The 20,017-nt window shown below is 38.5% G+C and carries 15 protein-coding genes; 12 read left to right on the forward strand and 3 right to left on the reverse strand.

Annotated elements, in window-relative coordinates; all coding sequences use genetic code 11:
* Positions 1–100 precede the first annotated feature (100 nt).
* Positions 101–571, forward strand: coding sequence for a BLUF domain-containing protein (locus IEV39_RS05320; RefSeq protein WP_005230460.1), 471 nt, complete (start codon positions 101–103; stop codon positions 569–571).
* On the opposite strand, the gene IEV39_RS05325 is transcribed toward IEV39_RS05320, so the two are convergent.
* Complete coding sequence (locus IEV39_RS05325) at positions 558–911, reverse strand: hypothetical protein (RefSeq protein ID WP_005285847.1); 354 nt, start codon at positions 909–911, stop codon at positions 558–560. The two genes, IEV39_RS05320 and IEV39_RS05325, sit on opposite strands and share 14 nt — an antisense overlap.
* 540 nt (positions 912–1,451) lie before the next feature.
* Positions 1,452–2,093 carry an SOS response-associated peptidase gene (locus IEV39_RS05330; protein WP_005285844.1) on the reverse strand — a complete coding sequence of 214 codons (642 nt, stop codon included), beginning with the start codon at positions 2,091–2,093 and terminating at the stop codon, positions 1,452–1,454.
* Between the two features lie 469 nt (positions 2,094–2,562).
* Here IEV39_RS05330 and gltS point away from each other — a divergent pair, with 469 nt between their 5' ends.
* From gltS to yddG, 4 genes are all read left to right on the forward strand, one after another.
* Positions 2,563–3,783, forward strand: a complete 1,221-nt coding sequence (gene gltS, locus IEV39_RS05335) for a sodium/glutamate symporter (protein ID WP_005285842.1) — start codon at positions 2,563–2,565, stop codon at positions 3,781–3,783.
* A 285-nt stretch (positions 3,784–4,068) separates the two neighbouring features.
* Positions 4,069–5,232, forward strand: coding sequence for a zinc-dependent alcohol dehydrogenase (locus tag IEV39_RS05340; protein ID WP_005285839.1), 1,164 nt, complete (start codon positions 4,069–4,071; stop codon positions 5,230–5,232).
* A 154-nt stretch (positions 5,233–5,386) separates the two neighbouring features.
* The gene (locus IEV39_RS05345; RefSeq protein ID WP_005285837.1) at positions 5,387–6,187 is read left to right on the forward strand and encodes an SDR family NAD(P)-dependent oxidoreductase; all 801 of its coding nucleotides are present in this window, start codon (positions 5,387–5,389) and stop codon (positions 6,185–6,187) included.
* Between the two features lie 160 nt (positions 6,188–6,347).
* Complete coding sequence (gene yddG, locus IEV39_RS05350) at positions 6,348–7,232, forward strand: aromatic amino acid DMT transporter YddG (RefSeq protein ID WP_032883158.1); 885 nt, start codon at positions 6,348–6,350, stop codon at positions 7,230–7,232.
* A gap of 95 nt (positions 7,233–7,327) precedes the next feature.
* Here yddG and dsdA read toward each other — a convergent pair whose 3' ends face one another.
* Positions 7,328–8,653, reverse strand: a complete 1,326-nt coding sequence (gene dsdA / locus IEV39_RS05355) for a D-serine ammonia-lyase (RefSeq protein WP_005285831.1) — start codon at positions 8,651–8,653, stop codon at positions 7,328–7,330.
* A 491-nt stretch (positions 8,654–9,144) separates the two neighbouring features.
* Between dsdA and IEV39_RS05360 the strand changes: the two genes are divergently transcribed.
* The 7 genes from IEV39_RS05360 (at position 9,145) to IEV39_RS05390 (ending at position 19,946) form a co-directional block, all read left to right on the forward strand.
* Positions 9,145–11,136, forward strand: coding sequence for a TonB-dependent receptor plug domain-containing protein (locus tag IEV39_RS05360; protein WP_005285829.1), 1,992 nt, complete (start codon positions 9,145–9,147; stop codon positions 11,134–11,136).
* Between the two features lie 142 nt (positions 11,137–11,278).
* A complete protein-coding gene (locus IEV39_RS05365; RefSeq protein WP_005285827.1) occupies positions 11,279–11,659 on the forward strand; it encodes a Fur family transcriptional regulator in 381 nt (126 codons plus the stop codon).
* A 153-nt stretch (positions 11,660–11,812) separates the two neighbouring features.
* Entirely contained in the window at positions 11,813–13,978 is a 2,166-nt protein-coding gene (locus IEV39_RS05370) for a TonB-dependent siderophore receptor (RefSeq protein ID WP_005285824.1), read from the forward strand.
* A 311-nt stretch (positions 13,979–14,289) separates the two neighbouring features.
* On the forward strand, positions 14,290–15,612 hold the full coding sequence (locus tag IEV39_RS05375; RefSeq protein ID WP_005285822.1) for a tyrosine-type recombinase/integrase: 1,323 nt from the start codon (positions 14,290–14,292) through the stop codon (positions 15,610–15,612).
* Positions 15,613–15,618: 6 nt separating this feature from the next.
* Entirely contained in the window at positions 15,619–17,199 is a 1,581-nt protein-coding gene (locus IEV39_RS05380) for a site-specific integrase (RefSeq protein ID WP_005285821.1), read from the forward strand.
* The gene (locus IEV39_RS05385; RefSeq protein ID WP_005285819.1) at positions 17,189–19,507 is read left to right on the forward strand and encodes a hypothetical protein; all 2,319 of its coding nucleotides are present in this window, start codon (positions 17,189–17,191) and stop codon (positions 19,505–19,507) included. The genes IEV39_RS05380 and IEV39_RS05385 overlap by 11 nt, the downstream gene beginning before the upstream one ends.
* A gap of 1 nt (position 19,508) precedes the next feature.
* On the forward strand, positions 19,509–19,946 hold the full coding sequence (locus tag IEV39_RS05390) for a hypothetical protein (RefSeq protein ID WP_005285817.1): 438 nt from the start codon (positions 19,509–19,511) through the stop codon (positions 19,944–19,946).
* Positions 19,947–20,017: the final 71 nt, after the last annotated feature.

A 20,017-nucleotide genomic window follows, 5' to 3' on the forward strand; every position in this document is an offset into this window, starting at 1 on the left:
AATGAGAAAATAAAAAAATTAAATATTCGTGATTCTGTAAATATATGATAGTTTTTAAAATTCTTCTTCACAAAAACTTTCATAGTTTGCGGAAATCTTAATGAATATACGACTGTGTTATGCCAGCAAACGCAATGAAAATAGCGATGATTTGCTGCAAGATTTACGCGACATTCTTACCGAAGCCCGGGATTTCAATACTCAACATTGTATCTATGGGGTGTTGTACTATGCCGATAATGCTTTTTTTCAATGTCTGGAAGGAGAGCAAGCCATCGTTGAAAGTTTATTTGAAAAAATAAAAACCGATGCAAGACATCTTGAAGTCAAACATTTCGGCACAGATCCCATTGACCAATATACGTTTAAGCGCTGGTCAATGAAATATGTACAGCGAAATACCAATATTGAGACTTTCTTTCTGAACTTGGGAGAAAACAGTTTTAATCCAGGCTGTCTAGAGCCAAATAGCCTGAATGCTTTTCTCGAGGAGTTGCTGCTCGCAGAACAGACCACGCTGCCGGTCGCTAAGAAAGTGGGGATGGTCAATCGTGGTGTTAATCCGTTCTAAGCGAATCACTATCTAACTGTTTACTGCCAAGTTTAAAATTCAGATTTTTAAGCTTAGGTAACAGTTTGCTCATGAACAAATACACAGAGATGGAAGTACCAAACATCAGGATCACTTCCATACTCTGGCTAATAATCAGCATGGCGCAATAGAAAAAACTAAATAAGGCCAGACATAATTCCGTACCTTTAAAATACCAGGTAATGAACATGCCAAATAAGGACGAGGACAGTATCAGATTAACTGTTTCATTGAAGCCAAGATAATTAAAGAAAATGATTACCAGGCATAAGGCTAGCATTGATAGTAAAAAGACAAAGATATTTTTTGCAATAAACATATTCTATTTCCTATCCTGAAGTTAATTTAAAAATCTTTCCTCTGTAACCAGAGGAAAGATTAGTACATATTGAGACGTTATTTGAGATTCTTTTCTATTATTCAGATTTCTTATATTAATAAAGATGCCTTTTTTATTTTACGGGATCTCTTCATTAATATTCAGCTTTCTATTGAATAGTAAAGAGCGCTTAAATGTACCGAGCTAATTATTAAAAAAATCAAATAGTTGGTGTATAAGCTTTTGGCTTACACGTTTGTAAGATATTGCCTACAAATGCATATTTTTTGTTCAAAAATTACATTTTCATTTTTACAATAATTATTTAAAATCAATCACTTATTTATTTTTAACATTTCCCTTGGATTTACATTTTTAACAAAACGCAACATACAGTATTGTCTAATAAGGAGAGGATTATAAAAAAAATTAATTAAACTCGATCATGGGATTATCTTCACCCCAAAGACGTTATTATATTTTTATTTCCTCTTATTAATAAAAACCAAATAACCATCAAAATTCTAATTAAGTTTATCCTCAGTCAGGGAAGAAAAAGTTATTGATCTGGTGTTTCGGTGCAGCAGTAAATTCATCAGCTGAAAACTCACGAATCAGTTCTACAGCCTGCGCATGTTGTGTATTTAGCCAGTCGAGACGATGACCTTCCGGAATGATCACAACAGATCTTTTTTCATGTTCTGGCGAATGAAACTGTTTCATTAAAGGATGAGTATCTGCATTGATGGTCAGCATGGTCATGGAAAGAATTTCCTGACCGTCCACACTCGCATGTTCATAAAGGGCAGCCACCGTAAAAGGCTTTTTGTCCTGCCGATAAATAGCATACCAATGTGCCTTGCCATCAATATATTTAGGCTCGAAAATCGCATCAACAGGTACCAAAGCAAATTGATTTTTCTTCCAGGCATGTCTAAAACTGTTTTTTTCAGCCACTGTTTCAGCGCGTACATTATAGGTATGTTGAGACAGCTTCAAGTCTTCGGCCCAAAAAGGAATGAGTCCAAAACGGGCAGAGCGCCATTGTACTTTTTCATTCGATGAGATCAGGATTGGACTACTGTCCCCGGGATAAATATCCATTTTATAATCAAATGTCGGTTCGAATAAATCCAATAAGTGAGCCCGGCTTTTATGAATAGGTCGATAATTCGCACACATATCTTCACCAAAAATTGGTCAATAAACATTCATTCAGTGTTCATCAAACTCAGGTTATTTATGAGGCACTTTTTGTATTTTGATTGCATCTCTGCGTTAAGTTTTGGTGGTTAATGCTAAGCGCATGAGACTTAAAAAAATTGAAACGGCGGATATCAGGTGAAGCAAATAAGTTTAAGACTTTCTAAATGAGGGTCGCTTTGGAAAATTATCTCATGATGATAATGCAATTACAGAAATTGCCAGAAAGGGGAATATTTTATGAATGGATTTAAAAGTTTCTCCATTCGTAATTTTTAAAGTTATTAAATCATTGTATTTATATCAATTTTTTTAATTCAAAAATGCCAGATAATTACTAAGCGTAACAAACAAAGCAGGATAATTGCTTTACCATCGCTCGCTTTATCTTTACGGCAAGGTTTTCCTTCGTCAGCCCCATTGCTCAAGGTTTTTGATTTGGTGAACAATGAATTTTGATATTGACATCTTTGGTACGATTGTCACTGCAGTCTTTGTACTGTTTATCGGTTATTTCCTCGTAAATAAAGTGAGTATTTTAAAACGCTACAATATGCCTGAACCTGTAATCGGGGGACTTGTAGCGGCAATTGTCACGTATTTTCTGTTCACACAGCTCAATATTACGGTGAACTTTAATACTGACATTCAGCGTAGTTTCATGCTGGTATTTTTTACTTCAGTCGGTTTAAGTGCCAGCCTGTCAAAACTTAAAGAAGGCGGAAAAACACTGATTATGTTTATGTTCTGTGTGATTACATTTGTAATACTACAGAATGTTTTGGGCATAAGTCTGGCAACTGCTTTAGGTCTTGATCCATTGATTGGCCTGATTACCGGTTCGGTGACCTTAACCGGTGGTCATGGTACTGCAAGCGCATGGGGCAGCATATTCGAAAATGAATATGGCATTCAGGGTGCCGTAGTGTTGGGTATGGCAAGTGCAACCTTTGGTTTGGTCATTGGTGGCATGATGGGAGGTCCTGTAGCCAAACTTCTGATTCGCCGCTATCAACTGGCTGAAGAGATTGCACCAACACAGCAACGCACTGAAGCGCCTCCTGCAAATGAAACAGCGCCGTTTGAATATCCGGAAAAAACCCGACTGATTACTGCAGACGATGCGGTAAAAACCCTGGGCATGTTTGCGCTGTGTATTTTCTTTGCCAACTTTATGACTGATTTTGCCAAAGGCTACTGGTTTGAATTACCGACTTTTGTCTGGGCTTTAGGTTGTGGTGTATTCATCCGTAATACCTTGGAATATGTCTTTAATATCAAGCTGTTTGACCGCTGTATTGACGTATTTGGTAACGCCTCTTTAGCCTTATTCCTGTCGATGGCATTAATGTCGTTACAACTTTGGCTATTGGCAGGACTGGCAGGTCCCTTGCTGATTATTCTGATTGCTCAAACTTTGTTTCTGGCACTCTACCTGTTTTTTGTCACCTTTAAAGTTATGGGTAAAAATTACGATGCAGCAGTACTTTGTGCGGGACAATGTGGCGTCAACCTCGGGGCCACACCTACGGCGATTGCCAATATTCAGGCCGTTACCAATAGTTATGGACCTTCGCATAAAGCCTTCCTGATTATTCCACTGACGGGGGCATTTTTTGTGGATATTATTAATGCGCTGGTCATCCAGACCCTGATTAATTTTTTCTAGCACAGTGCTGTAACTTTATTTGATGGTTTAAAGAGCATTTCTGCTGAAACTTTTTATTTATATTGAAAATGCCAGTTGATCAACTGGCATTTTTTATTGTCTTCAAAGCAAGAGAGACGAATACCATCCCTATAATGTGTGCCTTTATTTTTCATGTTTGGTTACAAACCCTTAAATCCTTTTGCATATTCATAATATGGCTTACGTGAGTGCTAACAATTATTGCAAACGGTAAAAAAACACTGCCCATAATCAAATGACATCTTATAAATTAAAGGAATAACCATGCGTGCGCTTACTTACCACGGTGCTGAAGATGTCCGTGTTGAAACGGTAGCAGATCCCATCATTCAGGAAGCTGACGATATTATTTTAAGGGTGACGGCTACTGCAATTTGTGGTTCAGACTTGCATCTGTATCGGGGAAAAATCCCTCAAACCGAGCAGGGTGATATTTTTGGTCATGAATTCATGGGCATTGTTGAAGAGGTGGGTTCGGCCGTCACTCAGGTCAAAAAGGGGGATCGGGTTATCGTTCCTTTCGTGATTGCCTGTGGCGAATGTTTCTTTTGCCAGTTAAATCTGACCGCGGCCTGTGAAACCACCAATAGCGGACGAGGTGCGATCATCAATAAAAAGCAGATTCCTTCAGGTGCTGCATTATTTGGCTATAGCCATCTCTATGGTGGTATTCCCGGTGGTCAGGCAGAATATGTACGTGTTCCCAAGGCCAATGCAGGACCATTTAAAGTCCCGGGTTCATTGTCGGATGAAAAAGTGCTTTTTCTTACTGATATTCTACCCACTGCATGGCAGGCAGTGACTAATGCAAAAGTTAGCAAAGGTTCCACGTTAGCCATCTATGGGGCCGGACCGGTAGGTCTGCTCAGTGCAGCCTGCGCCAAAATGCTGGGCGCAGAAAAGATCTTCATGGTTGATCATAATCAATATCGATTGAAATATGCCGCAGAAGCCTATGGCGCCATTCCTGTCGATTTTGAAGCGGTTGATGCTGCTGAATACATTATTCAGCATACCGACAATTATCGTGGTGTTGATGCCGTGATTGATGCGATTGGATTTGAGGCAAAGGGAAGTGTGATTGAAACGTTGTTGACCAATCTAAAACTTGAAGGCTCAAGTGGTGTGGTACTACGCCAATGTATTGCCGCTGTGCGCCGTGGAGGCGTGGTCAGTGTACCGGGAGTATATGCAGGACCTATTCACGGTTTTCTGTTTGGCGATGCTTTTGATAAAGGTCTGACATTTAAGATGGGACAAACCCATGTCCATCATTTTTTACCTCAACTCTTAGAGCTGATTGAGGATGGTAAACTGGCGCCTGAAGCGATTATTACCCACCGGATGAAGCTAGAAGATGCAGCTGAAGGTTATCGTATTTTCGATAACAGGGAACAAGAATGTCGTAAGGTCATTCTTACGCCTTAAAAACTGTTTAAACGTAAAAAACCTCTAAGTCATATTAGAGGTTTTTTTATACTCCAACTAACTTTTAAATAAGAAACAGAGAATTCGAAATCGCTTGAAGACAACTAAAAGGCGTACAATAAATAATCAATAAAAAATACAGGCAGCATCTTCCATGTTAGTTAAAAATAAAATTGCTGTGATTTTTGGAGGCAGTGGCGCCGTAGGTCACGCGATCGCTGATACCTTGGCCCGAGAAGGTGCTTTTGTCTATTTAGGCGCCCGGCACCAGCACACACTGGATCAGGTTGCAGCACATATTCATCACGTGGAAGGCCAGATACAAACCTTTATTGTGGATGTATTGGATGAACAGGCGACCCAAACAGCGATAAAACAGTTGGCTGAGCTAACGGGTGGCATCGATGTTGTGATCAATGCCACAAGTTTTATGCATAACCAAGGTAAGGAACTTTCAGAACTCACCCAGCATGAATTTATGCAGGGCATCACACCTTTTTTAACTGCTCAATTTAATATTGCAAAAGCCATCGTCCCCTATATGGGTACAAAGTCGATCGGAGCAATGATTAGCGTCATTGCACCCTCTGGCGCAATGGCGATCCCGGGTCATTTGGGACATATTGTCGGTTGTGCCGGGAGCGAAGCATTTATCAAAGCACTCGCCAGTGAACTTGGTCCAAAGAATATTCGGGTGCTTGGGGTACGTTCCCATGCCATTGCGGATGCGGCTCAGGCAGGCTCTTATACGCGCGAGTTATTTAGCTTAAAAGCACAAGCGATGGGCATCACCTTGGATGAATGGCTCAATGGCGCTGCACAAAGTACCATGTTAAAACGATTGCCGACGCTGGCTCAAATTGCCGAAACGGTGACATTTCTGGCCTCTGATCATGCCAGTGCAATGACCGCCACAATTGTCAATGTGACTGCGGGTGCGACCATAAATTCATAGCAAATGATCGATAGAATTTCTAAGTAATTCAGCATGATTGCTGTGCAAAACAGACGAGTCATGCTAAAAAGTGAATCCTTATAAACTCTAATATTCAAGTGAAGAATCAATATTGAGCTCTTCCTGATTAGAATATGAAAATTGATAAGTGATTAAGTGGATGATAAGCAAAAGAAATGCAACCCTAATAGGACTCATGGCGGTGCTGTTATGGAGTTCAATTGTCGGGCTAATTCGTGGTGTCAGTGAAAGTCTGGGCGCAACGGGTGGAGCGGCCATGATATATAGCGTGGCTTCGGTGTTTTTATTATTGAGTGTCGGATTTCCCAAGCTACGCGAATTTCCGCGCACCTACCTGTTCTGGGGCAGCTTACTGTTTGTGTCCTATGAGCTTTGTCTGGCCTTATCTATTGGTTATGCCAATAGCAGTCAGCAAGCGATTGAAGTCAGTATGGTGAACTACTTATGGCCCGCACTGACCATGGTCTGCGCAATTGTCTTTAATCACCAAAAAACAAATTTTTTGATTATTCCTGGTTTTATCATTGCCCTGATGGGAATTTGCTGGGTACTTGGAGGGGAGCGGGGACTTGATTTCGCCAGTATCACAGCCAATATTCAAGATAATCCGTTGAGCTATGCTTTGGCTTTTATGGGTGCGTTGATCTGGGCTGCGTATTGTACAGTCACCGCCAGAATTGCCAATGGCAAAAATGGTGTCACGCTTTTCTTTATGCTGACGGCAGCGGCATTATGGGTCAAATATATGCTCATGGGGGCCGAACCGATGCAGTTTGATCTGCATACCCTGATTTATCTTGTGCTTGCTGCTGCCGCGATGGGCTTTGGCTATGCTGCATGGAACGTCGGGATTCTACATGGCAATGTTACATTGCTTGCGGGTGCATCTTACTTTATTCCCGTATTTTCAGCTGCACTGGCAGCCTTTGTTTTACAAACCTCTCTTTCCTTGTCGTTCTGGCAAGGTGCAGCCATGGTCTGTATCGGTTCCGTGCTGTGTTGGGTGGCAACCCGTCAGAAATAAACAGGCCTTATGTCTGCACTCCCAGCATCTAAAGGGATCAGCCAAAACAAACAGCATCCTATCCACGATGCTGTTTGATAGTTCAAGGCAGTATGCTAAGCCTTTGCCAGATAATTTTGCATTTCTTCTGCAGGTACCATGCCACCACCTGTTCCCCATACAATATGATTGGCATGCTGTAACTGCTGTTCAGTCAATTGATGTAGATCCTTGTAATCTTGATACTTACTGACTAAAACTGGCCCCAGCATACCTGCCAGTGCAGACGGTTCAAGTTTCAGGTTTTCGGACTGGTTGAGCATTCCGAGCAAGCGATACATGGTTTGATCATCCAGTGTATAAAAACCATCTAATAATCGTTGCATGGCACGACCAACAAAGCCCGAAGCACGTCCTACAGCGAGACCATCTGCCGCCGTAATATTGTCAATCCCAATATCCTGAACTGAGATTTCATCATGTAGCCCCGTCGCGACACCGAGTAACATACACGGGGAATGGGTAGGTTCGGCAAAAATACAATGGACGTGATCGCCAAACGCCATTTTCAGGCCAAATGCTACGCCACCAGGGCCGCCACCTACGCCACAAGGCAAATAAACAAAGAGGGGATGTTGCTGATCCATGCGAATCCGCTGTTGATCCAGCTGTTTCTTTAAGCGTTCACCCGCAACAGCATAGCCCAGGAACAGGGTCTTAGAATTTTCGTCATCGATAAAGAAACAGTTCGGATTTTTCAACGCTGCTTTCCGGCCTTCTTGCACCGCAATGCCATAGTCTTGTTCGTACTCAATGACCGTTACGCCATGAGCACGTAACTTGTCTTTTTTCCATTGTCGTGCATCGGCTGACATATGCACCGTTACATCAAAGCCGAGCTTTGCACTCATGATGCCAATGGAGAGTCCAAGATTACCCGTTGAGCCTACCGCGATGCTGTATTGACTAAAAAAGGCTCTAAATTCTGGGCTATTCAGTTTGGCATAATCATCGTCAAGACTAAGTAGATTGGCTTGTAACGCGAGCTGCTCCGCGCGGAAAAGCACTTCATAAATGCCTCCACGTGCTTTAATTGATCCTGAAATAGGCAAATGGCTGTCTTTTTTCAACCAGAGTTTGCCTGCAATTTTTTGCTCGAAGTGCGTTTCAAGCGATTGCTGCATCTCTGGAATGGCGCTTAGCTCCGATTCGATAATGCCATGGCTGACACGGGTTTCTGGAAATACTGCCATGAGGTAGGGTGCAAAACGTTGTAAGCGGTCACGTGCATCATCAATATCCGCTTGTGTTAACCCGACATAGGGTAAGCCTTGCTCGAGCGTAGTGAATGATGGGTTAAACCAGACTGTCTCTTTCAGTTCAATCAGGTCTTTTACAATCGGATAATGCGTAACAAGGTCTTGAATTTGATTCGAATCCATTCAGTTTCTCATAAAATTTGGATAATGGGTCATAGTCGTTGGCTAAAGCAATTTTATTTTTGGTTCATGATTTCAGTCAAATTCAGATTAAAACAAGAAAAAGAGCTTTAAGCGATAAAAAATAATGAAAGTTATAAATCGTGATCGTGGTTTATCTCTAGCACGCGATATGCGTATCACTCAACCGCATATTTAGCAATGCGATACACTAGCGCCAGACTAAGAACAGAGTATAAAAACCACGATCCCCATACAAAACAAGTGGATAAATAAAAAATGGAGGAGCATTATTTTTACCGACTAAAACACAAGTTAAACAATAGGGGAAGATTCCACGATTCAAATGGTCAATGATAAACAAAGCTACAAATAAGAATGATTATTAATTTCAACTATTGAATGATGATTAATAAATGGCTATGATGCGCAAACTTTACAAATGATAACAACTAACAAATGAAAATTGTTATTAATAAGGAGAATGCGACAACATGGTCTTGGCAAAGAACAAATTAGTGCTTGCAATTGCAGCCTTGACGCCGTTTGCAGTATGGGCAGAACAGCATCAGACCGAGCAAGCAGACACAACCTTGCCCACGATCGTGGTCACTGCCAGTCTGGCAGAGGAGAGCCCTGATACGGCGCCTGCTTCAATCACAGTGGTCAGTAAACAACAGATCGAACAATCCGCGGCAAATAGTCTAGCGGAAGTCTTGGGTAAAACGGTCGGGGTACAAAATTATAATGGCGGGGGCCGCGAGAAACTGACCATCCGTGGGGTACGTGAATCAAACGGGGTATATACCTTGATTCTGGTCAATGGCAAACGTATTTCTTCTACAGGTGCCTTATGGCGCGATGCCGATCTGGATATTAGCTCGATTCCATTGTCCAGTATTGAGCGGGTAGAAGTGATTCGAGGTCCAATGTCTGCGCTCTATGGTTCGGATGCGATTGGCGGTGTAATTAACATTATCACCAAAAAGCCAACGGATGAGTGGCAGGGGGCAATCAATGCTGAATATCATCTGGTCGACCGCGGTGCAGGAAAACAGCAATATCGCTTGGGCGCTTCTGCATCCGGTGCATTGACCGACAAACTGGGTTTATCGATTTCAGCAGAGCAATATGACCGTGATGCGTGGTTCTCACAGGGCAAACAAGCCACGCCAGCCTATTATATCGAAGGCAAGAAAACCCAAAACTTACGTTCAACCCTGAGCTATGAGCTCAATGATCAGCAAAATCTTGATCTTGACTTAGGATATAACAAGGATAAACGTCCGTATGGTCAGACGGATTATCAGTACTATCCCGCTACTGGTCATTTAAATGAGGGCTTTGCCAGTCAGGAGATTGAACGCCATTCCGTTGGACTAACACATCGTGGTGACTGGAGCTGGGGGAAAACCACCGTTTCAGCGCAACAGGAAAATAGTGAAATTAAAGACTATGATTCAGACTTTGATGAGCCCAAGCATCGTACTTTGAAAGAAAATAATACCAACTTGCGTGCCTATAGTAATTTTAATGTCAGTCTTCACGGCGTTGTTGCGGGTGTTGAATACAATCATCAGGAAGTCAAAGACGGCGTAAGCTATCAAAACTCCGGTAAGGCCTCAGTTGGCACATCTTCAGTGTTTGTACAAGATGACATTCATATCACCGATCCGCTGACCTTATCCTTGTCTGGCCGTTATGATGATCATGAGGTGTTTGGTCAGCATTTCAGCCCAAAAGCCTATCTGGTTTATCAATTATCACATGATATTGTGCTTAAGGGAGGCTATGGGCAAGCCTTTAAGGCGCCGTCTCTGGCACAAATGACCAAAGATTATGGTATTGTCAGTTGTGGCGGCGGGTGTACCTTATGGGGCAATCCTAACCTCGAGCCAGAAACCAGCGACAACTATGAAATGAGTGCATCCATCCGTAAAGCAAGCTGGAACGGTAATGTCACCGTATTCCAGAATAAAATTAAGGATATGATTAGCCGTGATATTACCTATAGCGTTGATCCGAATGGTGAATCCAGCCCCACGGGCGCTGCCTGGGTGAACTTAGGCCGGGTCAAGATCAAAGGAGTAGAGCTGGCAGCACAGGCTGATTTATTGCCTATGCTTTCTGTTGATGCCAATGCCACTTATCTTGATGCTAAAAACAGTGAAACACATAAACGTCTGGATGAGCGTCCACGCCTGCAAGCCAATACCAATCTTAATTTAAAACCGCTTGAATGGTTAACTCTAACTGCGGGTGCAAGTTATATCGGTGATCAGGTCATTAACCAGAAAAAACTACCTGATTATACCTTGGTCAATCTTGGTCTCTCTGCCAAAGTAGATCCCGCAGTGACTGTACGAGCAGGTATCCGTAACCTGACCGATGTCGATCTGGAAGAAAAGGGCAAAGATGCGGGAATTAAATTCAATGAAAAAGAACTGGGACGTAACTATTATGTTGGTGTGACCTATACCTTCTAATTTTGAATATTAACCGCAACAAGATGCCTTGAGAAATCATTTTCAAGGCATTATTCACTTCAATTTTTAAACATTTATTCAATTCCAAGTTATTTATTTTTATAAAAATATTGTTGTTATTATTTTAATTAACAGGTTTCTTATGTACGCAAAATTATTAACCAATAAAGGCTTAACGCCAACCGTTGCCCGAGTTTCTGTACTCGAAGTCCTTGCGCAACATAACGGTCTTACCGCAGATGATATCTATATGATTGCCAATAAACAGAGTGGTCTCAAAATAGGCACCATTTACAGAGTCCTGTCTGATCTGGAAAAGCATCACCTGATTCAACGAATCCTGTTTGGTCGCAATAAAAGTATCTATAAGCTACTTAAACATAGAATCAATTGTAATGTGCGAGAAACCATTAACGGCAGCATGCATCCCTACAGTAATCCTGAAATCAACACTTTACTTGAACAAATCATGGACAAACTTGGAGATGAGTTTTCAACGGCAGAACTGATTTTATATAAATAAGGCCTTTGGATCGCAAGTTAAATTCAATTTGTCGGCTAAATATGAAAAAGTCGTAGATAGATGGAAAATATGCTTGTCCAATCGAAAGAAATTGTGAATACTCGTGCCGCAAATTCGGACTGTAAAATTAATTTTTAGGACTCGGCAAATACTGTGAAAACCTTTCCATTTTCTCGTTTACAAACAGCGTTACTGGCCGTTGGCTCATTTTCCTGTCTAGGACTGATTTCCACAGCGACACAGGCCGAAACTGAAAGTGAAGCTACTCGGCTTGCCACCATTACTGTCAATGCTCAGGCTGCAGAAAATACTTATTATCAGCCACAAGTCAATTTAACCGGTTTTAATCAACACCATCTGGCTGAAATACCTGCATCAATCAGTACCATTACGGCTGAACGTATTGCAGATCAACATGCAAAAACACTCACCGATGTGGTAAAGAATGATGCAGCAGTAGGGGACGGCTATGCACCGATTGGCTATTATCCAAACTTTGTGATGCGTGGTTTTGCCCTGAATCTGGGTTCAAGTTATTTGCTCAATGGCAATGTGATTCGCGGTGAGCAGAATGTAGCGCTTGAAAATAAACAACAGGTCGAAATCCTCAAAGGAATCAGTGCGATTCAAAGTGGCATGTCAACACCCGGTGGTGTGGTCAATTACGTCACTAAACGACCTAAAGATATACGGTCAGTGACCGTGGGTGCAGATAGTGAAGGGGGCTATCGTATCGCAACAGATCTGGGTGGACTGTTGGGTGAGCAGCAACAATTGGGTTACCGGATTAATCTGGCCAGTGAAGAAATTCATCCTTATGTGGAACATGCCAATGGACGTCGTTTATTTGGCTCCGTCGCTTTAGACTGGAACATCTCTGATCGTTCCAAGCTCGAATTTGATCTTGAATCACAGCATCAGCGTCAGCGTTCTGTACCAGGTTATCAATTATTGGGTGGCAACGCCGTACCCGATGGTGTGAAATGGGATCGTTTACTGGGTTATCAAAGCTGGAGTAAACCTATAAGCAGTGACAGCTTAAATACCGGATTAAAATATACTTATCAGATCAATGATAGTTGGACATCGTATTTAAGTGCTTCACAAAGCCGTGTGGTGGTCGATGATTATTCATCCTTTGCCTGGGGGTGTTATCGTGAAACTTGTCAGACGCAAGGTAATAGTTTTGACCCGAATGGTAATTACGATATTTATGACTTTCGCAACCCAGATGACAGCTATCTCACTAATCAATTTAAGGCAGGCATAAACGGTAAATTTAAGACCGGTGCATGGCTACACAACCTTAGTGCAGAATTGTCACATACAGCTAAACGTCATTCGCAATATGATCCAATAAATGAAATGGTTGGTTCAGGCAATATTTATCAGGATAGCGTAGCGTATCAACCCACTGATAAGCGTTTGGGTAATCACTATAAATCCTTACAAAGCCAGCAAACCGCATTAACGCTGATCGACCAGATTGATTTCAATACAGCTTGGTCAGTTTTAGCGGGTGGAAAGCTGCTACATTTAGATGAAAATGCCTACAAAGCAGATGGTTCCCGCATTCGGGAGACCGATTTTAACCGTTTCTTACCGCAAGTTGCAGTGATGTATCAGCCTTGGGAAGATACACATGTCTATGCGTCTTATGCCAAAGGTTTAAGTGATGGTGGCCAAGCGCCGGCATCTGCCGCCAATACATCTGTAACGCTAGCGCCAATCCATTCAGCTCAATATGAACTGGGTATTAAACAACAATGGCAGGATTTACTTTTTACCGCAGCAATATTTGATTTAAAACAGGACAATCAGTATACCAATGCAGCCAATAACTATGTGGCTGAAGGTAAACAGCACAACCTGGGATTGGAACTCGGCTTGCAAGGCCGTTTAAGTGATAATCTGGATATTACCTCAAGTCTGGCATTGACACGTTCACGACTCACAGATGTTCAAGTAGCTGAATATAAAGGACACCAGACTCAAAATGTACCAGATGTACGTTTTGCCAGCCATTTATCGTATCAAGTGCCGCAAATTGATGGATTACGTTTATTGGCAGGTATGCAGTACAGCAGCAGTAAATATGCCAATAAAACCGGTACAGTGAAGGTGTCAGGTTATAGCGTATTTGATGCTGGTGCAGCATATAATTTTCATGCCTATGGTTATGACAACACACTGAGATTGAATGTAGACAACGTATTCAATAAGAAATACTGGCGCGATGTCGGCAATTTTCTTGGGGATAATTATTTATTCCTAGGTGCGCCACGTACAGCACAGCTGTCATGGACTGTTAATTTTTAACTTGAGATAGAAAAGCTAGAAAGATACTTCACGGTGTAAACTCTAAGTCATTTAAGTTTACGCCGTTTTATTTAGATTCGTATAAGAACATTTTAAGCTGCAAAACTGAAGTTTGGTGAGGAACAAGTCGTGGTCTTAATAAATTAATATTATTTCGCATAATGTATATTATGTTAAATTTGATACAGGTGGCATTAAGTTCATAAACTTGTTCCCTCAACTATAATTCAGTTACTTACAGTACAAATTAAAACAGACTTTTTTTAGTTATGTTTATATCTTAAATACTTCACAAAGTTTACAAACAGCTCATGCTTTTCATAAAAACAATTCAGCTTTCAAAAAAGAAGTTTATTCAAAATCGGATAGTCTTGCTGTTTGATACCACTACCACTTCGCCATGTCTTTATCCGCTACTCTATTCCTTAACTGCTTTAAGATTTCAAAGTTTTGCTACGCAACAATCTGATATGCTCGCAATAAAGCTTTGGTATGAATTCTGGTTTTTAAAATATTCAACTTTGTTCTGTGAGTCATTTTTTTCTTCTGGATACACTCCTGAAGTCTATGTGTATGAAATAGATAATTTTATTGTTTTTCTAGAAAATAATAAAAAATTAGAAATGAATTTGATTCGACTTAGATCAAATACTGATGTCAACTATAAGACTATTACACAACGTCTGAGGTCTGTAATTAAGTTCTTTGTTTTTCTCTTAGATGAGTATTGGAATATTAGAAATCAGGACCTTACGATTAAAGAAATAACGAACCATAGGAAAAAAATAGATAGATTCTTATTGAATAAAAAAAAGATATTTGGAAAGTTTTCTCAACGAAGCTTAACTGTAAAAAACACTATAAATCATAGTTTTAAAAGCTTAAGCAATGATATGGTTGCTAGTCTTTATGAAGTAATTCGGCCAGATCAAAAAAACAAAACTAATCCTAACAATCCTTTTTCAACTCAACCACATCAGCTTCGTAATTTCTTAATCATACATCTCATGCTGAATTACGGATTGAGAGTTGGTGAGCTAATGTTATTGACAGAGAAATCAATTAAAAAATCAATTAATTCTGATTCTTATAGCCTTATAGTTACAAATACTGATGATGAAAATGATACTAGGATGAGAAAGCCAAGTATTAAAAATGAACAGTCATATAGAGTTATAAAGTTGAATAAAAAGGATTATAATTTTTTAGTTATGTATATCAATTACATAAGGAGTTGTGGTGAATCTGATATCTTGTTTACCTCTTTGAAACCACCCTACTCCCCATTAAGTTACTCTGCAATTAATATAATTTTTAACAAAATTGATAAAGTCTTCAGGTACTTACATCCTATATATTTTGATAACAATAAGGTTGATTCTATCCACAAGATCACGCCTCATGTTTGCCGACATACCTGGGCTTATATCACATTAGCTTTTGCAATAAAAAAGTATCAAGCTAAAGGTCTAATCGACAATGACGAAAATATGCAACAAGCCCAAGAAGATCTGCGTGTATTAGGGGGTTGGAGTGCTAATAGCATAATGCCAAGCTATTACGCTAAACGCTTTATTGTAGATAGTGCAAACCTCTTAAATTTAAAACGTATATCTGAAGAATTATTGGAATGATAAAAAATGGTGCAATTTGACCTTTTTACAGAACAGGAATTTCTTCCTGTTTCAATTTTTAATGAGAAACAGCTGACAGCCCTTCAAAGTATTGATAAAAAATTACCTAAGATTGTCAAATTTTTAACTGCTGATAAATTTGATGATAAATTTATAATTTCAACAGATAACACTTGGCATTTCCATTATTCTGGAACAAAAGAAAAAATAGATTTTTCAGCCCTTTATGAAAGTGAGGTTATATTAGCTAAATTTTTCCTTATAATGTACATTCAAAAGAACACACCATCTAATTTGAGTAATATATTTTATTCTTTTCGATTCTTAATTAAATATTTAAAAAAAAATAAGTTAGTTTTTAGTTATGAAAATTTAAAAAAAACATTGATTGAATTTGTAAAACAAGAAAAAAATTATAACACATGTTCTCATACTAAATTTTTATTGAAACTCTTAATAGTAGAAGACTTTCCGCATTTTGATATTGCTGATGATTATGAACTAGAGTTTATTCCTAGACCTAAGTCTTTTAATTCAAAATTATTCTATCAAGAATATGAGGATTGTATTGATTATGCCCTTATCTCTATGATTCAACAAGGTTTTTCTAAGTTAATTAAGGAAATAGATAAATCTAGAAAAAACATAACTAATCAAACACTTCTATACTCATCAATACTAGGATTAGTGTATGTTACAGGACTGAGACCTGTACAATTAGCTAAATTATCAGTAGAAAACCTTAAAATAGATACGACTCGTGAAATAGATAATTTCCAGCGCTATAGCATACTAATCCCTTATGCAAAGCAAGCAAGATATGTACATGAAAAAATATCTGTAAAATTACCAGAAGAAATAGCTGAAATTATTTTCGCCTATATTAAAAGATTTAAGTTAAATCCAAATGATAAGCTATTTGATCTTGGCGAAAATTCTGCTCGTTTCTGCTCAAATGCTATTAATACACAGTTATTCGATTTTTCCCCAGAAAATTATAGAGATGCTGTTCAGGCGGGTGAAATGATAAGACAAAAGTATTCTTATTCTGATTTTAGGCATCATGTTGGATATAGTCTAGCCATGGCAGGATCTTCAGCTGAAGAAATAGCATATATCTTAGGCCATTCTTCTCTTGTAACCGCTAGGCATTATATTTTTTCTACGCCAGAATTAGCACAAATTAGAGCACAGGCGCTTGGCAAAAATTCTTTATACAGACAAATGATCGCTATACTCCTCACAGGAAGACTAGTTTATAAGAAAGATTGGAACCAAAAAAAGGTTTTAGGTAATCTTGGTAGTACAATTCATTACGATATTGGTGGGTGCTCTTATGTAGAAAAGTGTTTATTCCAGCCTGTTCGGAACTGTTACGGTTGTATGTATTTTCATCCCTTTATCGATGCTAATCACAGCAAAGTTTTAGAAGATATTCAAAACGAAATTAATGATTTAATTAAACTATCTGATGGTATAGGTGTATCTAGGAATCCATTGATTAGAGTTCATGAATCAACTAAATTTGAAATTGAATCCGTAATTGCTCGTTGTGCAATACACAAGGGTGATATTTATGAATCTTGAAAAATATCAAGCTTTTATAGAAGAACAGAAAGTTTTTTTTGAGGAAAATATCAAACCAAAGTTTAAATGGTTATGGAGTGATCCGGAATGGGCTGGAGGTACTATTGGTTCAGGCTGGTTACTTTCACGTAGTGGAAAAACACACTTTTCATTTCAAACAACGAAAAGGATGAAAGGCATTGAAGATCTTTCAATAGATATAACATACCAAGAGTTCATTAAAGCCATAATGGTTCTTAGTTATAGAAAAGCTAATTCAAAAACTTCACCACAAAAATTATATGCCGAAGTTCTGGTGCTCAAGCGTTGGTATAGTGAATTATGTAAAACGAATCCAGTGAACACTCACCCCTGCTTCTTATCCACATTAACTTTAGAAAACTCATTTAAAGTACTAGCTGAAAACTCGAGCAAAACAAACCTTCCTGATCATGCGGGTACGTATCTTAGATTACAAGAAATGCTAAATCACTATGCTTTTACCGAAAAAACATTGGAATTTTCTCAAAAATATCTATATATAAATGCAAAAAATAGAACACCAAATGCAAAGAAAACAAAAGCATTAATAGACCAGTTGGAATTAGATGAGGATGATATTGATAAGGAAAAACTCATTTCTATCCGTACATTTATCAATATTGCCTCACTAATAAATTTATGCGAAAGAAATAGCGAGAAAATCATTCTTAACTTTTTATTATTACTTATAGTTACGGGTATGAGATCAACAGAAGTACTTCTTTTAAAAACAGATGCATTGATTAAACAGCCTCTACTAGATCCAATAACTAAAGAACAATTAACTTTAGATGGTATCAAGCAATATACATTAGGGATTCAATATCATGGAGCAAAAGGTGCAGGATTTAGAATACATTGGGTTGAGCCACTAGCTGTAAGCCTTGTTGAAACAATTTTTCAATCGGTGATAGAACTAACAAAAGAGTCTAGAGAGCATCTTCAATATATTAGATCAAAAAATTGCTCTGATTTTTTACCCAAACTAATTGATGAGATTAGAGAAGATTTTATTGAGTTAGACGATTTTGTCGGTTCAATTTTTAATATTGCAATTCATAAAAAAACCAGAAGCTACATTACTACGGCTGCTAAAAATATTCCAATTTTTAAAGAAGTTTATGTCAAAAAAAACAACAAAACTGATAAGTATTATTTAAAGAAAGACATAAATGAATTTATAAAAAATATAGCAAATTATGATTCTGAGTTTCCAATAGATCATGTATTTAACTATGAAGGAAGAATAGAAAAAATTGCTTTTGAAGATTTACTTTTTATTCATGAATTTAAATCAACTTCATTAAAAAGATTTTTTAGCTTTAAAGCTAATGTAATTCCTTTTCAAACTATAAATATAAATAACTTTTTAGGCGGTGGTGAAAGCCTGTCAATATTTCAGAAGTATAATTTACTAGAAAATGATAAAGAATATTCTAGGTTAGGTTCTCATATTCCACGGCATAATATTAATACTTTTTTGGCCCTCAGTGGTTTGTCTGAACATTTGCAAGCCATGCTTATGGGACGTGTTGATATAAAGCAAAATCAATATTATCATCATCTAGCTTTAAAGCAACGTAAAATAGCAACAAGTGTTTTAGAAAAATATCAACTAGAAAGTTATAGAAAAAATACACAAGAAGTCAAAATAGAGCCTCCAGTCGATACCATTAAAAAAGATGGGTTAATGTTTTTTTCAGAGAAATTAGACCTGGAAAACAATATCAAAATGAATTTACAGTCTTTTGATTCAAAGAATGAAGTTGCTAATTACATTAAAAAATCATTCTTTGATGAATACTTTGAAGACATCACTCAATCGTTCAATGAATTAACGAAGACTAATGAAAAAGATGCAGAAGAGTTAGTCCAGCGTCATGGAAATTTACATCCCTTACCTTTTGGCGGCTGTATGCGTGAAATAGCAGTCCATGATTGCCCTAAACGTCTATCCTGCCAATCAGGTGATCAATGTGGAAACTTTGCATTGACTGGTCGTAAAGGAGAATTACAAGCCTTGCAGCATACGTTAGATAAATTACTTGGCGAATTTTCACATATAGAGAAAATAGTAGTTCATGATCTATCTTATAGCGAAATGCTTGAGGATTTACGTCAAAAAATACTTTTTTTAAGTGACTTAAAGACAAAAGCACTTAATAGACAGAATAGTTTAACTCCTATTCCTATTTTTCCTTATGGTGATACGATCACTAAATTACCAACAACCTTAAGTGAACTATTCGCTATAGAACAGCAAAAAATTGAAACTAAGGAAGCTTGATATGTTACGTGGTAAACAATTGGATGAAGTTATCGAACAAGAATTACAAATGATGTTGGTTGAAGGTTTTGAGAAATCCCCTATTTCACATAAAGTTCTTCATAGTCGCTTAACAGCTAAGGGGTATATATCAGGTGGGTTAAGTACTTTAAGTTCAGCGGAACGGAAGAAGCTCATATCTCTGTATGTATCTGAGCAGATTTCGCCACTGTACCTGAAGACTAAAGAGCAGCAACTTTATGTGAATAAAAAGACAAGACAGGCTCTTACTGATACCAATAAAAATTTACGCATACAGATTGATAATTTGGAATCACAACTTCATCAGAATACAGAAACACTTATAAATATTATCGAAGAAGTAAAACTAAGAACGAACTTAAAAGTAGATCATCTTTTGGCACCACATTTGTTGAAGAAATATTTAGAAAATAAATAATTTATTTGGTGAATAACGTTGTTCAATGACACACTAAAAGTCTATTTGAATATGAACTAAACCAACAAAGG

The sequence above is a fragment of the Acinetobacter courvalinii genome, assembly GCF_014635545.1.
Lineage (GTDB): Bacteria > Pseudomonadota > Gammaproteobacteria > Pseudomonadales > Moraxellaceae > Acinetobacter > Acinetobacter courvalinii.